This window comes from Achromobacter pulmonis, assembly GCF_902859765.1.
Taxonomy (GTDB): Bacteria; Pseudomonadota; Gammaproteobacteria; order Burkholderiales; family Burkholderiaceae_B; genus Achromobacter; species Achromobacter pulmonis.
The window spans coordinates 1-18,455 of record NZ_CADIJV010000053.1 but is presented as its reverse complement, the minus strand read 5'-3'; the positions used below and the strand labels follow the sequence as shown (position 1 = coordinate 18,455).

Below are 18,455 nucleotides of genomic sequence, written 5' to 3'. Positions count from 1 at the left end.
GGGCGCGCGCGACGTCGCCCAATTGCGCCAGCGCGATGCCGCGCAGCGCCAGGGCCGGCGCATCGTCGCGCAACGCCACCCGGCCCAGCGCGCCCAGCGGGTCGCCACTGGCCAGCGCGCGCGCCGCGGCCATGATCAGCCCGTCCATGACGATCCCGCCATCGTTGCCGCTCCCCGTCCGCGTCCGTTGCTGGATGCCGCCAATCTACCACCGCGATGCCGGCTCAGGGAGTTCGTCCGCTCGTGCGCGCAGCGCCGATCCGCTGCGGCAGCGCTCTTCATACCCTCCGGGTAGAATCCGAACCGCCCAATCCAGGAAGCATTGACGATGAGCGAGCCTTTTACCGCCGACGAAATCCAGTCGCTTCGACAGCACGGCATTGCCCTGTTCGCCGAGCGCGTCCTGATCGAGGTCCAACCGCCCATGAGCGAGGCGCGCATCGCCGAGATCGAAGCGGCCTGCGCCGGCCCCTTGCCGGATGCGCTGCGCGACCTGTGGCGCCTGACCGCTGGCGGTGAGTTGGCCTATGACCTGCATGCGCGGATGGACGGCAACGAAGAAGCGCTCAGTTGGTCCGAGCTGTTCTATGACGGCAGCGACCATTACCGTGACCTGGCCGGCTGGATCGAGCACGAGCAGGAATGCGCCGACGAGGCCGCCGCCGAACGCGGCGAGGCCTGGGATGGCAAGCTGCGTTATCTGCCGATCGGCGGCTTCGAGTACTGCGACCGTATTTATGTGCGCGTGGAACCGGGCCCGCATGTCGGTAGCGTCGTGGCCTGGAAGCAGGGGCTGCCGGGCTGGACGCATGCGTTGCAGCAGGATGCCATCGCGACGGTCGCGGCCGACCTGCACGGGGCCTTTGCCGCGCTCTACCTGGAGGAAGATCCCGAGGAACCCGATAGCACGGGCATACGGGTGCTGGAATACCTGGACGAGCGCGTGGCCGATCACGGCATGGCGCAAGCCTTGGCGGACAAGCTGGTGGCGTTCTACCGGCGCGCGTTGCTGGACTGGCGCGCGCCGTTGGCGGCCGGCACGCTGGGACAGGCGCCCGGGCTGGCCAGATTGGCCTTGCGGCATGCGTTGTCCCGTGACGATGGCGCGCTGGTGGCCCAATTGGCGGCGCAGGGCGTGGGCTTTGGCCAGCCGTTGCGTGGCAGCGCGATGGCCCTGGAGGTGGCGCTGACGCAGCATGCCTACGCGGCGGCGCGGGCGCTGCTGCAGGCCGGCACGCCGGTCAGCGCGGAGGCGATCCATCGATTCGATCGCAAGCCGCCCGCGGACCTGGTGGCGCAGTTGCTGGCGCGCGGCGCGCGGGCCGACGGCCTGGGCGTGGCGCGCTGCGTGGCCTGCGGGTCGCCCGAGGCCGCGCGCGTGATCGCCGCCGCCGCGGGCGAGGGGATCGCGGCCGCATATGCCGAGGCGCGCGATGCGATGGCGGCCCGCTACGAGGAAGACCTGCGCCGCGTGCGGGCCGGCAAGTTGGGGCATTACCTGGGCGCGGACGGCCTGGCCGAACGGGTCGCCAATTTGCGCGCGTTTGTGCTGTGAGGCGGCCGCCGGCGTGCGTTAGCGGGCGCCGTCCCGCCAGGTGGCGTCGGAGGTTCCCAAGGCGCTAGCCGGGTAATCCCACGATTGCGGCGTGTCCGCAATCCGCAGCGGCGGCTTGACGCGCCGCGCCGGGCCCCACGAGGTTGCCTCGACCTGCGCGGACCAGTCCGCGTCGCTTTCCGGCGCCAATGCCGGGCCGCCTTCGAGCAAGCCGCCATGCGTGACCAGCAACTGCGCGCTGCGGGCCAGCGATGCGCGCGTCGTGCTGCCCGCGCCGGTGGTCAACCGTTCGGTCAGGCCCCGGAGCGCCGCGGCCGCCATCAGGTAGCCGGTGGCGTGGTCCAGCGCCTGGCACGGCAACGGCACCGGGCGGTCGCTGCCCTTGGCGCGCATGCCGGCGTCGGCGATGCCAGTGCTCATCTGCACCAGGCTGTCGAAGCCGCGCCGTTCCCGCCAGGGGCCGCTCCAGCCATAGGCATCGAGCGATACGTCGACCAGCGTCGGGTTGAGCTGGCGGCGGCGGTCGGCGTCCAGCCCCAGGCGGGCGAGGGCGTCGGCGCGATAGCCGTGAATCAGCACGTCGGCCTGGGACAGCAGGCTTTGCAGCGTGGCCCGGCCGTCGGCGGACTTGAGGTCCAGGCGCGCGCAGCGCTTGCCCAGCACCACCTCGGGCACAGTGCCGGGCTCGTCCCAGCCGGGCGGGTCGATGCGCAATACGTCCGCGCCAAAGCCCGCCAGGAAGCGTGTGGCCACGGGGCCGGCCAGGATGCGGGTCAGGTCCAGCACGCGCAGGCCTTGCAATGGACGTTGGCGCGCGATGCGCCAGCCGGGGCGGGCGCCGCCGGCGCTGGCGGCGCGGTGCAGCAGGGGTTCGGCGGCGACGCTTTGGCCTTGCGGGTGTTGGCGCCAGGCGTCCAGGCCGCGCATGGCGGCGGCGCAGCCGTTGCGTGCGACCACCGCCGCTTCCAGGTCGTCGGCGCGCCAGCGCGCTACGGCGCGGGCGACGGCATCGCGGTCGGCGGCCACGCCCAGGACGGCCAGGGCGGCATCGCGGTGATGGGGCGCGTTGGTGTGCAGCCGGATCCAGCCGTCCGCGGCGAGGTAGTCGCCGGCCACGGGGTCCCACAGCGGCGGTGAGGTCCAGCCGACGGGGCGCAAAGTGGTGCCGAACCAGAAGGAGGCCAGGCGTTGGTCGACCTCGACGGCCGGCACGGCGGCTTCACCGGCAAGGCCTGCGCCGGCTGCCACGAATTCCGCCATGGCCAGTCCGGCGGCGCCGATGGCGGCGGTGGCGAATTCCGTGACGGCGAAGACGGAGGGCAGCGCGCCGTGGCCGGTAACGGCCACGCGGCCCAACAGCGCCGGATGGCCGCCCGCCGCCAGCCAGAACTGGCGCAGATAGTCGGCGGTGGCGGGCGAGGGCGGGACGGGGCGATCGGTGGTGGACATGAGGCTTCCTGGTCGTCGGGCATGGCGCCAGGATTATTCTTCTCGTATTAATTGTCAATATTGATTAATGTAATCAACTTATTGTCGTTCTGCTTCTGCTCGCCTCCCGACTCCTGGACCGTCATGCCCGATTACCTGACTTCCGCCGCCGCCGCCGCCCGCCTGGGCGTGTCGCGCCAGACCCTGTACGCCTACGTCAGCCGCGGGCTGCTGCACGCCGAGGCCGGCGCCACGCCGCGCGAAAGCCGCTACCTGGCCGAGGATGTCGAACGCCTGGCGGCGCAGCGCACTCGGGGACGTAAGCCGAAAGAGGTGGCCAAGGCGACGTTGAACTGGGGGCTGCCGGTGCTGGAGTCGGCCATCACCTTGATTGAGGATGGCCAGTTGTTCTATCGCGGCGAAAGCGCCGTGGCGCTGGCCGCGTCGCGCCCGGTCGAGGCGGTGGCGGCGCACCTGTGGCAATGCGGCGAGGCGCTGGCGTTCGATGCGCCCGCGCCCGTGTTGCCGCAGGATCTGGCGGCGCTGTTCGCGCGCCATCGCGGCCAGCGCGCCGAGGCGGCGCTGCTGCCGCTGTTCACGGCGGCCAGCGATGACGATGCGACCGCGTTGTGGCAGCGCTCGCCCGAGCGCCAGGCGCAGGGCTGCGGCGCGCTGGTGCGCACCCTGGCGGCCTGCCTGTTGCAGGCCGCGCCGGACGACGCGCCGATCCACGCGCAGTGCGCCCGCGCCTGGGGCGTGGACGCGGCTGGCGCGGATCTGATCCGGATGGCGCTGGTGCTGTGCGCCGACCACGAACTGAACGCCTCCAGTTTCACCGCGCGCTGCATCGCGTCCACCGGCGCCAGCCTGCGCGCCGGCATCGTCGGCGGGCTGGCGGCGTTGACGGGCGGCCGCCATGGCGGGACCACGGCGCGCGTCGAGGCGATGTGGGATGAGCTGGAACGCGGCGAGGGCGGGGCGGACGCCGGCCAGGGGCTGGCGCGCGGCTTGCGTGAGCGGCTGGCGCGGGGCGAGGACCTGCCGGGTTTTGGCCATCATCTTTATCCCGCCGGCGATCCGCGCGCCAGCGCTTTGCTGGCGCGGATACTGCCGCGGCGCCCCGAGTGGGCGGCATTGATCGAACAGGCGTTCGAACTGGCGGGGCAGCGGCCCTCGGTGGACTTCGCGCTGGTGGCGGTGCGGCGTCATCTGGGGCTGCCACCGGGCGCGGCCTTCGGCCTGTTCGCGTTGGGACGCTCGATCGGCTGGCTGGCGCATGGGCGGGAGCAGCGCGGCAGCCCCGATGTGATCCGGCCGCGCGCGGCCTATACCGGCATTCATCCGGACGCGGCATAACGGCGGCGTCGTGGCGCGGGCCGCCGCCGGCCCGTCAGGCCTTGGACAAGGTCACCTTGCCGAAGGTCATCCAGACGTGCGCGGTATCCGAGGCCTGCGCGCGGTACGAGCCGCTGGCTTCGCCCAGCCGCATGGCGACGGCGGTGAATTCCCAGGCCAGGGCGTCGTCGCACGGCACCTTGCGTTGGGTGTATGCCTCCAGGCCATGGGCCTTGCCGAAGGCCAGCGCAAGCTGGGCGTGTTCGGCCAGTTCGGCGGGCACCGAGGGATGATCCCAGCCCCACAGGAAGCTGCCGTCCTCGCTGTTGGAGGTGCCGACGATCTGCACCGGCGCCTGGGCGGTGATGCCATCGGGCAGCAGGAACACGATCAGGCCGCTGTCCATGTCCACGGACCATTGCCCGGCCTCGTCCAGGTGCCAGGTGGCGCAGTGCGCCGAGGTGGCGGCGCGCATGCCCTCCAGGCTCTGGGCGATGTAGGCGGAAACGTCGAAGGGCTGCGAGGTGTCGGACATGCGGGGCTTTGCGGGTGATGGAAAACCGATAGGGTACCCGCAAAGACCTGCCGCTGTTCGCCGCTAGCGGGCGCTGGACGGCGCGAAGCGCTGCGCCAGTTGGTCGCAATGCCGCGCCAGCAGGGCGGCATCTACGCCCACCGCCGTGAACAGGCTGCCGGCTGCCATGTAGCGCCGCGCCAGCGTCTCGTCCACGGTCAGCACGCCGGGCGCCTTGCCGGCCTGGTGGATGCGGGCGATGGCGGTTTCGACGGCGGCGACCACGCGCGGATGGCCCGGCTCGCCGGGATAGCCGAGACTGGCGGCCAGATCGGCCGGGCCGATGAAGATGCCGTCCACGCCGTCGACCGCCGCCATGGCTTCCAACTGCTCCAGCGCTTCGCCGGTCTCGGCCTGGATCAGCAGGCACAGTTCGTTTTCGCAGTGCCGCATGTAGTCGGCGACGCGGCCATAGCGGGTAGCGCGCACCGTGCCGCCGACGCCACGCACGCCGCGCGGCGCGTAGCGCATGCCGGACACGGCCTGGCGGGCTTCGTCGGCGTTCTGCACGTACGGCAGCAGCAGCGTCTGCGCGCCGATGTCGAGGTAGCGTTTGATCTGCAGGTTGTCGTTCCAGGTGGGGCGCACCACCGCGTGGGTGGGATAGGGCGCGACCGCCTGCAGTTGCGCCATGACGGTGGGCAGCAGCGCGGGCGTGTGCTCGGTGTCCAGCAGCAGCCAGTCGAAGCCCGAGCCGGCCACCAGCTCGGCGCTGTTGGCGGTGGCCAGCGTGACCCACAGGCCGGTCTGGTGGCATTGTGCGCGCAGCGCGCGCTTGAACGCATTGGCGGGAAGTTGCATCGCCGGCCTCGTCAGGAAAAATGCGCCGAGATACTGCCCAGCGGGCCGTAGTCGGCGTGGATGGTGTCGCCCTTGGCCACCGCCACGGTGCGGGTGAAGGAGCCGGCCAGCACGATGTGGCCAGCCTCCAGACCGGTGTCGTGCGCCGCCAGCTTGTTGGCCAGCCAGGCGATGCCCAGGGCCGGATGGCCCAGCACCGCGGCCGACACGCCCGACTCCTCGATCACGCCGTTCTTGAGCAGCAGCGCCGCGACCCAGCGCAGGTCGACCTCCAGCGGCTTGACCGGGCGGCCACCCAGGATGATGCCGGCGCAGGCGGCGTTGTCGGCGATGTTGTCGACGATGCGGCGCGGATACTTGCTGCGCCCGTCGATCAATTCCAGCGCCGGCACCACGTAGTCGGTGGCGTCGAGCACGTCAAACAGCGTCACGTCCGGGCCGCGCAGCGGCTTGCCCAGCACGAAGGCCAGCTCGACCTCGACGCGCGGCACGATCAGCTTTTCAGTGGCGATGGTGTCGCCGTCCTGGAAGAACATGGTGTCGAGCAGGTGGCCGTAGTCGGGCTCGTTAATGCCGACGGTGCTCTGCATGGCCTTGGAGGTCAGGCCGATCTTGTGGCCGCGCAGGCGCGCGCCGGCGGCCAGCTTGCGGGCGATGATGCGCTGCTGGATGGCATAGGCGTCGGCGATCTCGATGCCCGGAAAGGCCTGGTCCAGCTGCGTGGTGGGCACGCCGGTGCGTTCGGCCTCGATGAGCTGCGCGGCGGCCTGTTCGCGTTGTGCGTCGTTCAACATGGCGTGTCCTCAGGAGCGCGCGGCCGCTTCGTCGGCCACGGGGTTGGAGAGCGTGCCGATGCCGGACACTTCCACCTCGACCACGTCGCCCGGCTTGAGAAAGCGCGGCGGATCGAAGCGCACGCCGGCGCCGATGGGCGTGCCGGTCGAGATGACGTCGCCCGGCTTGAGCGTGGTCCAGATCGAGATGTAGCGGATCAGTTCGGCGAACGGGAACATCAGGTTGGCGGTGCTGTCGTGCTGGCGCACCTGGCCGTTCACGCGGGTGGTGACCGTCAGCGGCGCCTGCGGGTCGAAGGCGTCGGCGCTGACCAGCCACGGGCCCATGGCGCCGCTGGCGTCCCAGTTCTTGCCCTGCGTCACGTTGAACTTGCCATGGCGCAGCCAGTCGCGCACCGTGCCTTCGTTCAGGCAGGTCAGGCCGGCGATGTGCGACCAGGCGTCCTCGGCGGCGATGCGGCGGCCGGCCTTGCCGATGACGATGGCGATCTCGCCTTCGTAGTCGAGCTGCTCGGATTCGGGCGGGCGCAGCAGCGGCTGGCCGTGGCCGACGAACGATTGCGGAAAGCGCGGGAACACGCTGGGGTATTGCGGCGGCGCGCTGCCGTCCTGGTATTCCTCGTTGCGGTGGCCGTAGTTGACGCCCACGCAGATGATCTTGCCGGGGTTGGCGATGGGCGGCAGCAAAGTCAGCGTGGATAGCGGCAGCGTGGCTTGCAGGCGTTCGGCGGCCGCCGCCAGGCGCGGCAGGGCGCCCGCGGCCACCGCCGCCTGCAGGTCGGCGTGGCCCTGGCCGCCCAGGTCGACCACGGCGTCGCCGCGCAGCAGGCCGAAGCCGGCGCGGCCTTGATGTTCAAAGGACAGGAATTTCATGCGTCGAATCCAAAGAGGCGGGCCGGGTTGTCGACCAGGATTTTCTTGAGGGTGGCGCCGTCGCCGGCGTAGCGCGCCAGTTGGTCCACCAGCCGGCCTTCGTCGGGCGGCTGCTTGACCGACACCGGGTGCGGCCAGTCGCTGCCCCAGACCACGCGGTCGGGGTTGGCGGCGATCAGCGCCTGCGCCAGCGGCACCACGTCGTCCCAGGGCGGGCCGCTGCGCGACAGCTTTTCCGTCAGCGACAGCATCACCCAGAAATTGCCGCGCGCCAGCAGTTCCACCAGCTTGCGGCGGGTGGGATCGGCCGCGCCGGCGCCGGGGTCGGCGCGGCCCATGTGGTCGATCAGCACCGGGATGTCCAGGCGCTCGAACTGCGCCACCTGGGCCATCATGCCGTCGGGTTCGGGTTGGAACTTGGCGTACCAGCCCAGCTCGCGGATGCGGGCGATGGCGCGCTCGAACACCGCGGGTTCCATGCTGATGCCCAGGCCTTGCCGCGTGAAGCGCGCGCCGCGCACGCCAGCGTCGTGCAGCCGGGCAATGTAGGCGTCATCGCGCTCGGCCAGCACCAGCGCGTTGGCGCAGCCGCGATAGCCGGGGCCGGCGGTCGCCAGGCCGTCCAGCACCACCTGGTGGTCGGCGCCATAGGTGGTGGCCTGGACAATGACGCCGCGCTCGATGCCCAGCAGGCGGTGCAGGCCCAGCGCGGTCTCGATGGTGGCGCTGGGCATTTCGTAGGCGGCGCCGGGGCGCACCGGGTAGCGGTGGGCCGGGCCGAAGACGTGGAACTGGCTGTCGCAGGCGCCCGGCGGCAGGCGCCGCGCGGGCGCGGTGGGATGCGGGTTGAAGGGCAGATATTGCGGCATGTGGTTCCCTCAGTCCAGCACGGCGACGAAGTCGCATTCGATCAGCTTGTCGCCGTCCAGGTCGGCCTGCATGGTGTGGCGCGCGGGCCGGTCGGCGGGATCGGGAAAGGCGCGCAGCCAGACAGCGTTGAGCGCCGCGCGCTGCGAGCGGTCGCGCATCCACACGGTCATCTTGGCGATGTTGGCCAGCGAGCCGCCGCCGGCCTGGACGATGCGGCGCACGTGATCGAACATCAGTTCGCATTGCCGTTCCAGCGTGTCGCCATAGGCGCCGGTGGCGGGGTCGGTGCCCTGGATGCTGCCCGAATACAACTGCCTGCCGACGCGGCAGGCGGCGGGGATGGGGTTCTTGTGGCTGAAGCCGTCGGCGTAGATGCTCTGTCGTGTCATGGTGAGCCTTAATTGGCGGTAATGCCCGCGCGCTTGATGATGGGCGTCCAGCGCGCGTCCTCGGCGGCCAGATAGCGGGTGAAGTCGGCGGGGGTGCTGGCCTGCGCGTCGGCGCCCAGCTCCTTGAAACGCTGGATGATCTCGGGCTGGCTCAGGATCTTGTCGAGCGCCTGACTCAGGCGCGCCAGCACCTCGGGCGGCGTGCCCTTGGGCGCCAACAGGCCGGTGAAGGTGGCCGCCTCCATGCCCGCCACGCCAGCCTCGGCGAAGGTCGGGACGTCCGGCAGCGACGGCACGCGCTTGGCGGTGGTCACCGCCAGGGCGCGGGTGCGGCCTTCCTTGATGTAGGGCAGCGATACCGAGATTTGGTCGAAGTTGAAGTCCACCTGGCCGCCCAGCAGGTCGGTGGTGGCGGGGGCGTTGCCCTTGTATTGCGCGGTGGTCCAGCGCGCGCCGGTCAACGATTGCAGCAGTTCGCTCACCAGATGGTTGGTGGTGCCGGCGCCGGGCGAGGCCATGTTGAGCTTGCCGGGTTCCTTCTTGGCCAGCGCCAGCAGTTCGCCCAGGGTCTTGGCCGGCAGGCCGGGCCGCACCTGCAGCACCAGCGGCGTGTAGGACACCGAGCTGATGGGTTCGAAATCCTTGTCCCACTTGTACGCCTGGCGCTTGAAGATCAGCGGACTGAACAGCAGCGGGCCGTTGGCGGCCATGAACAGCGTGTAGCCGTCTGGCGCCGAGCGCGCCACCTGTTCGCCGGCGATCATGCCGCCCGCGCCGGGCTTGTTCTCGACAATGAACGGCTGGCCGAAAGCGGCCTGCAGCCCCGGGCTGATCAGGCGCGCGGCCACATCGACGTTGCCGCCGGGCGGGTAGGGCACCACGATTTTCACGGGTTTGTCGGGCCAGGCGGCCTGGGCCAGCGTGGTCGCGGCCATCAGCGCCAGGGCGGCGCCAGCCTTTGCAAGCGGGGTCATGGTTTTGTCTCCAGTGTGTGGGGGTGTTGTTGTTTTGGGAAACTCTAGAAACTTGGCCGCGCGGCGACAACGCCAAAAATCCCGAAAAGTCCGTATGTTGGACTTATTGCGGCAATCGCGGTTTGCCCCGATTCACCGCTTGGCCAAAAACCCGGGAAAATGCCCTGAAAGCGTGGGGCGGCGGCGATGCCGTGCCGTCCCGACAGGTTCAATATATGGACGTCTTGTGATGCGTATCGCCGCCCCGGAACTCAGCCCCGAACAAACCTACAAGCTCATGAGCGGCATCGTGGTGCCGCGCCCGATCGCCTGGATCACCACGCTGGGGCCGGGCGGCAAGGTCAACCTGGCGCCGTTCAGTTGCTTTACGTTCGTGTCGAACACGCCGCCGATGCTGGGCATCAACATCGGCCGCAAGGCCGGCCGGCGCAAGGACACCGCCAACAACATCCTGGAGCACGGCCATTTCGTGGTGAATATCGGCAACGCCGGCCTGCTCGACGCCATCCACGACAGCGCCGAGGAGCATCCGCCGCAGGTCAGCGAGGCCGAGCTGCTGAACCTGGACGTGCTGGAGGGCGAGCACATCGCCACGCCGCGGCTGGCGGCGGCGCCGGTCAGCCTGGAGTGCACGCTGCACAGCGTGATCCCGTTCGGCGACACCGGCGCCGAGTTCTTCGTGGGCGAGGTCAAGCTGTTCCACATCCGCGACGGGCTGGCGCGCGACGGCAAGATCGATACCACCCTGCTCGATCCGGTGTGCCGCATCGGTGGCCCGAACTATGCGCTGCTGGGGCCGCTGGTGACCAAGCGGGCGCTGCGCCAGACGCCCAAATCCGTCATGGGCAAGGACGCGGCATGAACCCGCAGGACGAGGGCGCGGCCGACGAGGCGCTGCCCGGCGCGCAGACGGTGCGCCGCGCCATGGCCATTCTGCGGCTGGTGGCGTGCGGCCAGGAGCGCGGCGTGCGCCTGATCGACCTGGTGCGCATGTCGGGGCTGAACCGGCCGACCGTGCACCGGCTGCTCAAGACGCTGATCCAGGAAGGCGCGGTGGAGCAGGACGCGGCCACGCGGCGCTACTTGATCGGCCCCGAAATCAGCCTGCTGGGCCTGGCGCGCACGCGCCGCTTTCCCTTGCTGACGCTGGCCGATCCCTATCTGGCGGAGCTGGCCGACCAGGTGGGCGACACGGTGTTTCTAAGCGTGCGCCATGGCCACGATTCGATCTGCATTGGCCGCAAGACCGGCCATCATCCGATCCAGGTGTTGTCGATCGAGGTTGGCGTGCGCCGGCCGCTGGGGCTGGGGGTGTCGGGCGTGGCGCTGTTGTCGTGCCTGCCGGATGCCGAGAGTGCCGCCATCGTGCAGGCCAATACCGCGCGCCTGGCGGTGGCAGGGGAACGGGCCGGGGACATCCTGGCGCGGGTCGAGCAGGCGCGCGCCAGCGGCATCGCCCATGCGCCCGCGGGGCTCATGCCGGGCACCAGCGCGGTGGCGCTGCCGATCCGCGCCGACAGCGGCGAGCCGTTGGGCGCGGTGACCGTCACGGCGATGGCCGAGCGCCTGGCGGGCGGGCGGCTGGCGCAGGTGGTCGAGCGCATGCGCGACCGCGCCCAGGCGATTGCGCGGCGCCATGCCGAAGTGCATGAACGGCGGCGTTGAACGCAGAGGTCAGTTGCCGGGACGCGCCAGCACGTAGACGCGGGTGTCGCGGCCATAGTGCGTCTCGATGGCGCGGAAGGTGAAGCCCAGTTTCTCCAGCACGCGCTGCGAACCCAGGTTGTCGGGCCAGGTGACGGCCACCAGCGCCGCCGCGTCGAGCGTGCGCCAGGCGTACTCACAAAGCTGGCGCGCCGCCTGCGTGGCATGGCCTTGGCCCCAGGCCGCCCGTTGCAGGCGGTAGGCCAGCTGCAACGCGCCCGTGTCTTCCAGCCAGGTCAGGCTGATCCAGCCAACCGCGATGCCGCGCGGATCGACCACCGCCCAGTGGCCGATGTCGTCGGGGGGTGTCTGCAACCAGTCCAGCAGTTCCTGGCGGCGCGCCTGCGTGGCCGGCTTGACGCCGGTGCTGTGGCGCATGACCTCGGGATCGGATTCCAGGGCCAGGATCATGGGCACGTCGTCCGCGCGCAGGCGGCGCAGGGTGACGGTTGGGGGGGACGGCATCACGGCGGCGTTCAGTACGTCAGCGGCGCGCCGGTCACGACTTCGTACAGGAACCGGTCGAGCCGTTCGGTCTGGCCGTCGGGGCGGTCGAAGAAGGGCGCGTTTTCCAGGGCCGCCAGCGTCGTCTCCAGGTAGGCGTGGATCAACGGGAAGCGCGGGCCGTGCTCGGCCTCGCCGGCTTGCATCTTGATGGCCAGCAGCGCGTTGATCTCATCGCGCAGCGCGGGGTCGGTGACCATGGTATCGGCCAGGTCGGCAAAGCGCATCGGCGGGATGCCGCGGCCGCTGTCGATCCATTGCGCGGCCAGCACCGGACGCAGCACGTACAGGTACTTCTTGAGCCGCACGGTGTCGCCCTGCAGCGATTCGCGGAAGTTGCGGCCGGCCATGGATACGTAATGCCAACGGCCTTTCATGTGCGAGAAATACTCGCTGCGGAAGTGCCGCAGCCAGGCGCTGGTGGCGTCGTCCTGCCGGTACAGCACGGGCGAATCGAGCCATTCGAACAGGGTGGGATTGGAGCCGCGCAGCAGTTGCAGCGCCTTGCGCAATTCCCAGCCGGACACGTCCAGTTCGTCGTCGATGGGCAGCTCGATCACGTCGCGTTGAGGCGCCACGCGCAGGTACCAGTCCAGCTTGTGCACATACAGGAAGCGCACGTCGTAGTCGCTGTCGGGCGAGGCGAAGCCCCAGCCGCGGCTGCCGGACTCGCAGGCCAGCAGGACGCGCACGTCGTAGCGCTGCTCGATGTGTTCCAGGGTGTCCATGACGCGTTCGCGGACGGCCGGATCGATGGGGTGGGCGTGCAGGATCGAGGTCATGCGCGAAATGCTAGCACTTCGCCGCCGCGTTGCCGTCGTCGCGGCCGGGCCCGCGTTTGCATCTTATGATTAGGCGCCTTATCATTTGCTGCCATATCGATCACCGGACACGCCATGCCACCCCCCATTCCCGCCATGCTGGAAACCAAGCACCATGCCCTGCTGGACGAGGCCGCGCGCCGCGGCCTGGCGTCCTCCGGCGGCATCCAGTTGTGCTTCCAGGTGCTGGCGCTGGCCGGCGCCATCGACCGCGATTGCGCCGCGCGCCTGGCGCCGCGGCAGTTGTCGGAAGGCAAGTTCGTGCTGCTGTTCCTGCTGCACGGGCAGGCCGGTGGCCTGTCGCCGCACGAATTGGCCGCGCGCGCCGGCGTGACCCGCGCCACCGTCACCGGCCTGCTCGACGGGCTGGAGCGCGATGGGTTCGCGCTGCGACAGCCGGGCCAGGACGACCGGCGCCGCATCACGGTGACGCTCACGCCCAAGGGCAGGACGGCGGCGGCGCGGCTGTTCAAGGAACACGCGCAGTGGATCGGCTCGCTGTTCGACGGCTTGTCGCCGGCCGAGCAGCGTCAGCTCGGCGATCTGCTGGCAAAGGTGTGGCGCGGCACCGACAGCGGGCGCGCGGCGTTGGCTGGGGGCACGCCATGAGCGCCGCCGGCCGGGGCGTCAAGGACATTGGCGCCGAGCGCCTGGCGCAGTTGAACGCGGGCGCGCCCGCCACCCACCTGACCGAGTGCCTGGCGGTGGACTTCGCCCTTCTGATGCAGGCCTTGGCGCCCGAGGTCGGCGCCGACGGCATCGCCGCCATGCAGGCCGCGTCGGCGTTGGGCATCTCCAATCGCATGGCGGTGGCGGCCCGCATCCTGCATGACGGCCTGGGCGCGGCCGGGTTCGCGCGGATGGCATCGCAGGCGTCGGACACCGCGCGCGGCTGGGCCTGCTTCATGATCGGCGCGGCGCCGGACCTGTCGCTGGCGCAACGCCTGGCAAGGATCCGGCCGTTGGCCGACGACGCGCATTTCGGCGTGCGCGAATGGGCCTGGCTGGCGGTGCGGCCGGCGCTGGCGGCCGATCTGGACGCGGCCATCACGCAGTTGCAACCGTGGACGGCGATGCCGTCCGAGCGCTTGCGCCGCTTTGCCAGCGAGGCGCTGCGGCCGCGCGGGGTTTGGTGCGCGCACGTGGCCGCGCTCAAGGCCGACCCGGGGCGGGCCTTGCCGCTGCTGGAGCCGTTGCGCGCCGATCCGGCGGTCTATGTGCAGGATTCGGTGGCCAACTGGCTGAACGACGCCAGCAAGGACCAGCCGGACTGGGTCAGGGGGGGGTGCGCGCGTTGGCTGACGCACAGTCCGGTCGCGGCGACGCAGCGCATCTGCCAGCGGGCGCTGCGGACCATCGGGGCATAGCGCCGCGGGCTGCGTGGGCCGCGCGGCCAGCGATGGCGAGCGCGTGCCGGGGCATGCCGCTCAACCCTGCGCTTCGGCCGCCAGCGCGGCCTGCACGGCAGGGCGGGATTCGATGCGGTGCTGGAATGCCACCAGGGCAGGCCAGCGCGCCAGGTCCACGCCAAGTTGCGGCGCCCAGCGCAGCACCACGTACAGGTAGATGTCGGCCACGCCGTAGCGGTCCTGCACCAGGGCCTGGCGCTCGCGCAGCGCGGCGGCAGCATATTCCAGGCGCTTTTGCAGCCGCGCCTGCCACCACGCGCGCGCCGCCTCGGGCAGGTCGCGGTTGAACAGCGGACCGAAGCCGCCGTGGATTTCCGCCGAGATGAAGTTCAGCCATTCGTGCAGTTGGCTGCGGGCCCAACTGGCGGCGGGCGGGACCAGGCCGGCTTTGGGCCGCAGGTCGGCCAGGTATTGGCTGATGGCGGGGCCTTCGGTCAGCACCTTGCCGCCGTCGATTTCCAGCGCGGCCACGTAGCCCTTAGGATTAATGGCCAGGAAGTCGCCGCCGTCGGCGGTGCGCTTGCTGCGGTTGTCGACCCGCACCAAGTCGAACGGCAGGTCAAGTTCGCGCAGCACGATATGGGGTGACAGCGAGCAGGTGCCGGGGGCGTAATAGAGCTTCATGTGAAACGTCCGGGAGTATCCAGATTGAGGAGGGGACGCCCAGGATCGCCCGATGCCGTGCATTCGTAAAATTACTTCTTCAGGAGCATGAAATAAGTATTTCTGATGTCTAAGATCGGCCCACGACGGCGCTAGCCGCCCGTCGCGGGGACGGCGATGGACCATTGGCTGGGCCCGAAGTGGGTATCGAAACGGGATAGGAACGATTGCCCCAGCAGGCCGTCGATGCCCGGACCGAACACGGATTCCGCGTTGGCCTGGACCACGACCGGGACCTGGGTGGCCGCGACCTGGCGGATCTGGATGCGCTTGGCCACGCCCGTGTGCACATCGGCGCTGCCATTGGCCGTCTGGACCGCGACCTTGCGTCCGCCAAGATAGTCGATGCCCGCGCGCTCGGCGAAGGCGCGGGTGATGGCGACCACGCTGGCGCCGGTATCGATGATGAAGGTGCCTTTTCTGCCATTGACCTCGACCGAGGCCAGGATGACCTGGTCGGGCTTGCGGGGGAACGTATCCTTGCCCGAGGCATAGGAGGGGGGGCAATCCCGTTGGCGTTCGTACTCGGCGACAAGCCGTTTGCCGTGCGGATTCTGCGTGCGCGAGGGATCCAGCGACATCCACATGCGCACGGTGCTGGCCGCTTCGCAATGACGCCCGAGCTTCGCCTGCGCCTGGGCGGTGTCGGTGTACACGCCGGAAGCCAGCCGCCGCGGATTGGATGAAAGAGCGATGACTTCAAGGTAATCGGCGAGCGCCAGTTCGTATTGCTGTGTCTGGCTGTAGGCCTGCGCTCGTGTATACCGTATGCGCATGTCGGTGGGGTGTTCGGCGACCAGGCGGTTGGAAATGGCGATGGCCTCCGGATAATTCCGGATCATGAGCAGATCGTCCACGGCCGACAGCAGGAAGCCGTCGGCATTGCCGCATTCGTTGGCGAACGTGATCAATGCCTGGGCAGCCTCTTTGCGATACCCCATGGCTTTGAGCCGCGGCGCCAGGGCGCCCATGGCCTGGCTGTTGCAGGGGGTGGTGGCCAATTGCCGCAGGGCCCGCTGGACCTCGGTATTTGCCAGGTCGCCGCGCGCGATGCCTTGCATGCCCAGTCGTTCGAGCGGCGCGCGCAGCGGGTCCAGCGCACTCGTGGCTTGCGCCGCCGGGGCGGCGGGCGTGGAGGAATCACAACCCGTTGCGATCCCGGCCATGGCAATCAGGGCGAAACGCACCACCTTGCGCAAGGCAGACTGGTCGAGCGGCATTTCCAGTGTCCGTTGAGGGTTGAGCGAGAGCGGAGTTTAGGGAAACGTTATAGCGTTTTGATGACTTCATGCGGACGTGGGCCAAAAGACAGACCACTGCCGCAGCGGCCCATCCAGGGGCGGGGCGGGTGTCGGTAGAATTCCCGGTTTCGAGACGAGCCATTATCTTTTCCATGCCATGATGAACCTGATCCATTGGCGCTTGCTGCTGGCGGTGGTGGACGCCGGCAACATCACCCACGCCGCGAAGCAGGTGGGCATGACGCAGTCGGGCGCCAGCCAGGCCATCGCGCAGTTGGAACATCATCTGGGCGCGCCGTTGTTCACTCGTGAACGGCGCCAGAGCGTGCCTACCGCGCTGGGGTTGCGGGTGGCGCACGAGGCGCGCGCCATGCTGGCCGCGCACGGCCGCATCCAGGCGCTGGGGCGCGAGGCGTCCGGCGCGCCGTCCGGAATGTTGCGGCTGGCCAGTTTCCCGATGGTGTTCTCGACCATCCTGCCGCCGGTGTTGCGGCGCTTTCGCCAATTGCACCCGGCCATCGAGGTGGTGCCGCTGGAAGCCAGCGACAGCGAGATCGAAGACCTGCTGGCGGCCGGCACCGTGGACGTGGGTGTGGTGCTGAATCCGCCCGCGCGGCGCGGCGCCTGTCCGCTGGGCGAGGACGACTGGGTGGCGGTGCTGCCCGCGGCGCATCCGCTGGCGCGCGGCGCGTCGGTGGCACTGGCGCAACTGGTGGCGCAGCCTTTCGTGCTGGCCACCGGCGGCTGCAGTGTGCATGCCGGCAGCTTGGCGGCGGATGCCGGCCTGGCGCTGGCGGACGTGCGCGCCACGGTGATGGAATGGTCCAGCGCTTATGCGCTGGTGCGCGACAACGTCGGCGTGGCGCTGGTGCCCGAGCTGACCTTGCCGGAGAACCGGCGCGGCCTGCGGGTGTTGCCGCTGGCGTCGCCGGTGCGGCGCCGCTTCGCGCTGGCGGCCTCGCCGGCAGCACCCGGGGCGGCCGCCGTGCAGGTCCTGTTCGAGATGTTGCGGCAGGATGACAACCGCGCCTGAGGCGCTGGCGGGTCCGGCGGCGCGCGGTCACCGCGGCGACATGTCGCCCGCCTACCATCGTTTCTTTTCCGCGAGGCGCCATGATCATCCGCGACGCGCAGGCCGGCGACAGCGCCGATATCGTTGAACTGCTGGCCCAACTGGGCTATCCCGGCACCGCGGGCTTCGTGCCGGCGAAGATCGAACACCTGCTGGCGCACCGCGATGCCGAGCTGCTGGTAGCCGAGGACGGCGGCCGGCTGCTGGGCTTCATCGGCCTGCATTTCATGGCGCAGTTGGCGCTGCCGGGGGATTTCTGCCGCATCACCTATTTCTGCGTCGGCGACGCGGCCCGTGGCGGCGGCGTCGGCCGGGCGCTGGAAGAGGCCGCCGAGGCGCTGGCGCGGGCGCGCGGCTGCGACCGCATCGAGGTGCACTGCCACCAGCGGCGCGTGGACGCGCACCGCTTCTATGACCGCCAGGGCTACCAGGAATCGCCGAAATACCTGATGAAGTCCTGCCGGCCCTGAGGTCGGGCGCCGCCGCGGCGCCCACGGCGGGTTGGCGCGCCCGCGCCGCTCTCGTGTAGTCTTGCCTGTTCCAACGACAAGTCCAAAGGACGGGCATGGAAGAGACAACTGAAGGGGCAACCCGAGCGACCACGCAAGACCCGCCGCGCGACTGGGCGGCGCTGGTCGACGAACTGAACCGCCTGCTGCGGCTCAAGACCACCGTCATCGGCATGAAGCTCTATGAGGACGAGGCGGCGCTGGCCGGCGTGAAGGGGCTGCGGCGCCCCAAGGCCACCCATACCACCGACCAGATCGTCGGCATGGCGGCACGGCTGGGCTGGACGGTGGGCATTACCGGCGACGACCTGGTCGGCGCGCAGTGCCGCGCGGTGATCGGCCTGGGGCCGCAGGACGAGGCCTGGCGCAGCGGCAAGGAATATGTCGGCGTGTGGCACGCCACCGGGGCCGATGCGCGCGCGCGCCAGGAAGCCTTGTCCTGTGTGCCGGCGGGCAAGTACCGCGCCATGGTGGTGTCGCCGCTGGCCTCGGGCCGGCTCGACCCGCCCGACATCTGCCTGGTGTACGCGACGCCCGGGCAGATGATCATCCTGATCAACGGGCTGCAATGGAAGAACTACCGGCGCTTCGACTGGAGCGTGGTGGGTGAGACCGCCTGTGCCGACTCCTGGGGGCGCGCGCTGGCCACCGGGGAGCCCAGCCTGTCCTTGCCCTGTTATGCCGAACGCCGCTACGGCGGCGTGCCGGACGAGGAAATGCTGATGGCGCTGCCGCCGCGCGACCTGCCCATCGCGATCGAAGGCATGAAGGCGCTGTCGGCCAACGGCCTGCGCTATCCGATCCCGCCATATGGCATCCAGAACGATGTGCGCGCCGGCATGGGCGTGAGCTACGCGCAGCCGCCGCGCGGCTGAGGCGGGCCGCCGGGCGGACAGCGGGAGGTCAGGCCCGGCGCGCCGCCGCTGCGCCGGGCAGGCG

General features: G+C 70.2%; 21 protein-coding genes and 1 pseudogene. 9 read left to right on the top strand and 13 right to left on the bottom strand.

Going from position 1 to position 18,455, the window contains the following annotated elements:
- A pseudogene (locus HV701_RS25395) lies at positions 1 to 148 on the bottom strand (helix-turn-helix domain-containing protein); the annotation flags it as partial.
- Between the two features lie 180 nt (positions 149 to 328).
- Between HV701_RS25395 and HV701_RS25390 the strand changes: the two are divergent.
- A complete protein-coding gene (locus HV701_RS25390; protein ID WP_175135768.1) occupies positions 329 to 1,555 on the top strand; it encodes an SMI1/KNR4 family protein in 1,227 nt (408 codons plus the stop codon).
- Between the two features lie 18 nt (positions 1,556 to 1,573).
- Here the strand turns inward: HV701_RS25390 and HV701_RS25385 are convergent, their stop codons facing one another.
- A complete protein-coding gene (locus HV701_RS25385; protein ID WP_175135767.1) occupies positions 1,574 to 3,004 on the bottom strand; it encodes a CoA transferase in 1,431 nt (476 codons plus the stop codon).
- Between the two features lie 123 nt (positions 3,005 to 3,127).
- Here HV701_RS25385 and HV701_RS25380 point away from each other — a divergent pair, with 123 nt between their 5' ends.
- Positions 3,128 to 4,339 (top strand): citrate synthase family protein, encoded by a 1,212-nt coding sequence (locus tag HV701_RS25380; protein ID WP_175135766.1) that lies wholly within the window; start codon positions 3,128 to 3,130, stop codon positions 4,337 to 4,339.
- Between the two features lie 34 nt (positions 4,340 to 4,373).
- On the opposite strand, the gene HV701_RS25375 is transcribed toward HV701_RS25380, so the two are convergent.
- The 7 genes from HV701_RS25375 to HV701_RS25345 form a co-directional block, all read right to left on the bottom strand.
- The gene (locus HV701_RS25375) at positions 4,374 to 4,853 is read right to left on the bottom strand and encodes a DUF6882 domain-containing protein (protein WP_175135765.1); all 480 of its coding nucleotides are present in this window, start codon (positions 4,851 to 4,853) and stop codon (positions 4,374 to 4,376) included.
- A gap of 63 nt (positions 4,854 to 4,916) precedes the next feature.
- Complete coding sequence (locus tag HV701_RS25370) at positions 4,917 to 5,693, bottom strand: aldolase/citrate lyase family protein (RefSeq protein ID WP_175135764.1); 777 nt, start codon at positions 5,691 to 5,693, stop codon at positions 4,917 to 4,919.
- Between the two features lie 11 nt (positions 5,694 to 5,704).
- Complete coding sequence (gene hpaH, locus HV701_RS25365; protein WP_175135763.1) at positions 5,705 to 6,487, bottom strand: 2-oxo-hept-4-ene-1,7-dioate hydratase; 783 nt, start codon at positions 6,485 to 6,487, stop codon at positions 5,705 to 5,707.
- A 9-nt stretch (positions 6,488 to 6,496) separates the two neighbouring features.
- Entirely contained in the window at positions 6,497 to 7,360 is an 864-nt protein-coding gene (locus tag HV701_RS25360; RefSeq protein ID WP_175135762.1) for a fumarylacetoacetate hydrolase family protein, read from the bottom strand.
- Positions 7,357 to 8,229 carry an amidohydrolase family protein gene (locus HV701_RS25355; RefSeq protein ID WP_175135761.1) on the bottom strand — a complete coding sequence of 291 codons (873 nt, stop codon included), beginning with the start codon at positions 8,227 to 8,229 and terminating at the stop codon, positions 7,357 to 7,359. The genes HV701_RS25360 and HV701_RS25355 overlap by 4 nt, the downstream gene beginning before the upstream one ends.
- A 9-nt stretch (positions 8,230 to 8,238) precedes the next feature.
- Entirely contained in the window at positions 8,239 to 8,619 is a 381-nt protein-coding gene (locus HV701_RS25350) for a RidA family protein (RefSeq protein ID WP_175135760.1), read from the bottom strand.
- 8 nt (positions 8,620 to 8,627) lie between these two features.
- A complete protein-coding gene (locus HV701_RS25345; protein ID WP_175135759.1) occupies positions 8,628 to 9,593 on the bottom strand; it encodes a Bug family tripartite tricarboxylate transporter substrate binding protein in 966 nt (321 codons plus the stop codon).
- Positions 9,594 to 9,822: 229 nt separating this feature from the next.
- On the opposite strand from HV701_RS25345, the gene HV701_RS25340 reads away from it, so the two are divergent.
- Together HV701_RS25340 and HV701_RS25335 are read left to right on the top strand one after the other, a co-directional pair.
- Positions 9,823 to 10,455 carry a flavin reductase family protein gene (locus HV701_RS25340; RefSeq protein WP_175135758.1) on the top strand — a complete coding sequence of 211 codons (633 nt, stop codon included), beginning with the start codon at positions 9,823 to 9,825 and terminating at the stop codon, positions 10,453 to 10,455.
- Positions 10,452 to 11,258 (top strand): IclR family transcriptional regulator, encoded by an 807-nt coding sequence (locus HV701_RS25335; protein WP_175135757.1) that lies wholly within the window; start codon positions 10,452 to 10,454, stop codon positions 11,256 to 11,258. The genes HV701_RS25340 and HV701_RS25335 overlap by 4 nt, the downstream gene beginning before the upstream one ends.
- Positions 11,259 to 11,267: 9 nt before the next feature.
- On the opposite strand, the gene HV701_RS25330 is transcribed toward HV701_RS25335, so the two are convergent.
- Together HV701_RS25330 and HV701_RS25325 are read right to left on the bottom strand one after the other, a co-directional pair.
- On the bottom strand, positions 11,268 to 11,762 hold the full coding sequence (locus tag HV701_RS25330) for a GNAT family N-acetyltransferase (protein WP_175135756.1): 495 nt from the start codon (positions 11,760 to 11,762) through the stop codon (positions 11,268 to 11,270).
- 11 nt (positions 11,763 to 11,773) lie between these two features.
- The gene (locus tag HV701_RS25325; RefSeq protein WP_175135755.1) at positions 11,774 to 12,583 is read right to left on the bottom strand and encodes a nucleotidyltransferase domain-containing protein; all 810 of its coding nucleotides are present in this window, start codon (positions 12,581 to 12,583) and stop codon (positions 11,774 to 11,776) included.
- 114 nt (positions 12,584 to 12,697) lie between these two features.
- Between HV701_RS25325 and HV701_RS25320 the strand changes: the two genes are divergently transcribed.
- Both HV701_RS25320 and HV701_RS25315 read left to right on the top strand, forming a co-directional pair.
- Entirely contained in the window at positions 12,698 to 13,231 is a 534-nt protein-coding gene (locus HV701_RS25320; RefSeq protein ID WP_175135754.1) for a MarR family winged helix-turn-helix transcriptional regulator, read from the top strand.
- On the top strand, positions 13,228 to 13,989 hold the full coding sequence (locus HV701_RS25315; protein WP_175135753.1) for a DNA alkylation repair protein: 762 nt from the start codon (positions 13,228 to 13,230) through the stop codon (positions 13,987 to 13,989). Before HV701_RS25320 ends, HV701_RS25315 begins: the two co-directional genes overlap by 4 nt.
- Positions 13,990 to 14,049: 60 nt before the next feature.
- On the opposite strand, the gene gstA is transcribed toward HV701_RS25315, so the two are convergent.
- A complete protein-coding gene (gstA, locus tag HV701_RS25310; protein ID WP_175135752.1) occupies positions 14,050 to 14,655 on the bottom strand; it encodes a glutathione transferase GstA in 606 nt (201 codons plus the stop codon).
- A gap of 131 nt (positions 14,656 to 14,786) precedes the next feature.
- Positions 14,787 to 15,914: a retroviral-like aspartic protease family protein gene (locus HV701_RS25305; protein WP_175135751.1), complete on the bottom strand. Its 1,128-nt coding sequence runs from the start codon at positions 15,912 to 15,914 to the stop codon at positions 14,787 to 14,789.
- Between the two features lie 178 nt (positions 15,915 to 16,092).
- Here HV701_RS25305 and HV701_RS25300 point away from each other — a divergent pair, with 178 nt between their 5' ends.
- The 3 genes from HV701_RS25300 (at position 16,093) to HV701_RS25290 (ending at position 18,391) form a co-directional block, all read left to right on the top strand.
- Entirely contained in the window at positions 16,093 to 16,968 is an 876-nt protein-coding gene (locus HV701_RS25300; protein WP_175135750.1) for a LysR family transcriptional regulator, read from the top strand.
- Between the two features lie 80 nt (positions 16,969 to 17,048).
- The gene (locus HV701_RS25295; protein ID WP_175135749.1) at positions 17,049 to 17,477 is read left to right on the top strand and encodes a GNAT family N-acetyltransferase; all 429 of its coding nucleotides are present in this window, start codon (positions 17,049 to 17,051) and stop codon (positions 17,475 to 17,477) included.
- Positions 17,478 to 17,572: 95 nt separating this feature from the next.
- Entirely contained in the window at positions 17,573 to 18,391 is an 819-nt protein-coding gene (locus HV701_RS25290; RefSeq protein WP_175135748.1) for a DUF169 domain-containing protein, read from the top strand.
- Positions 18,392 to 18,455: the final 64 nt, after the last annotated feature.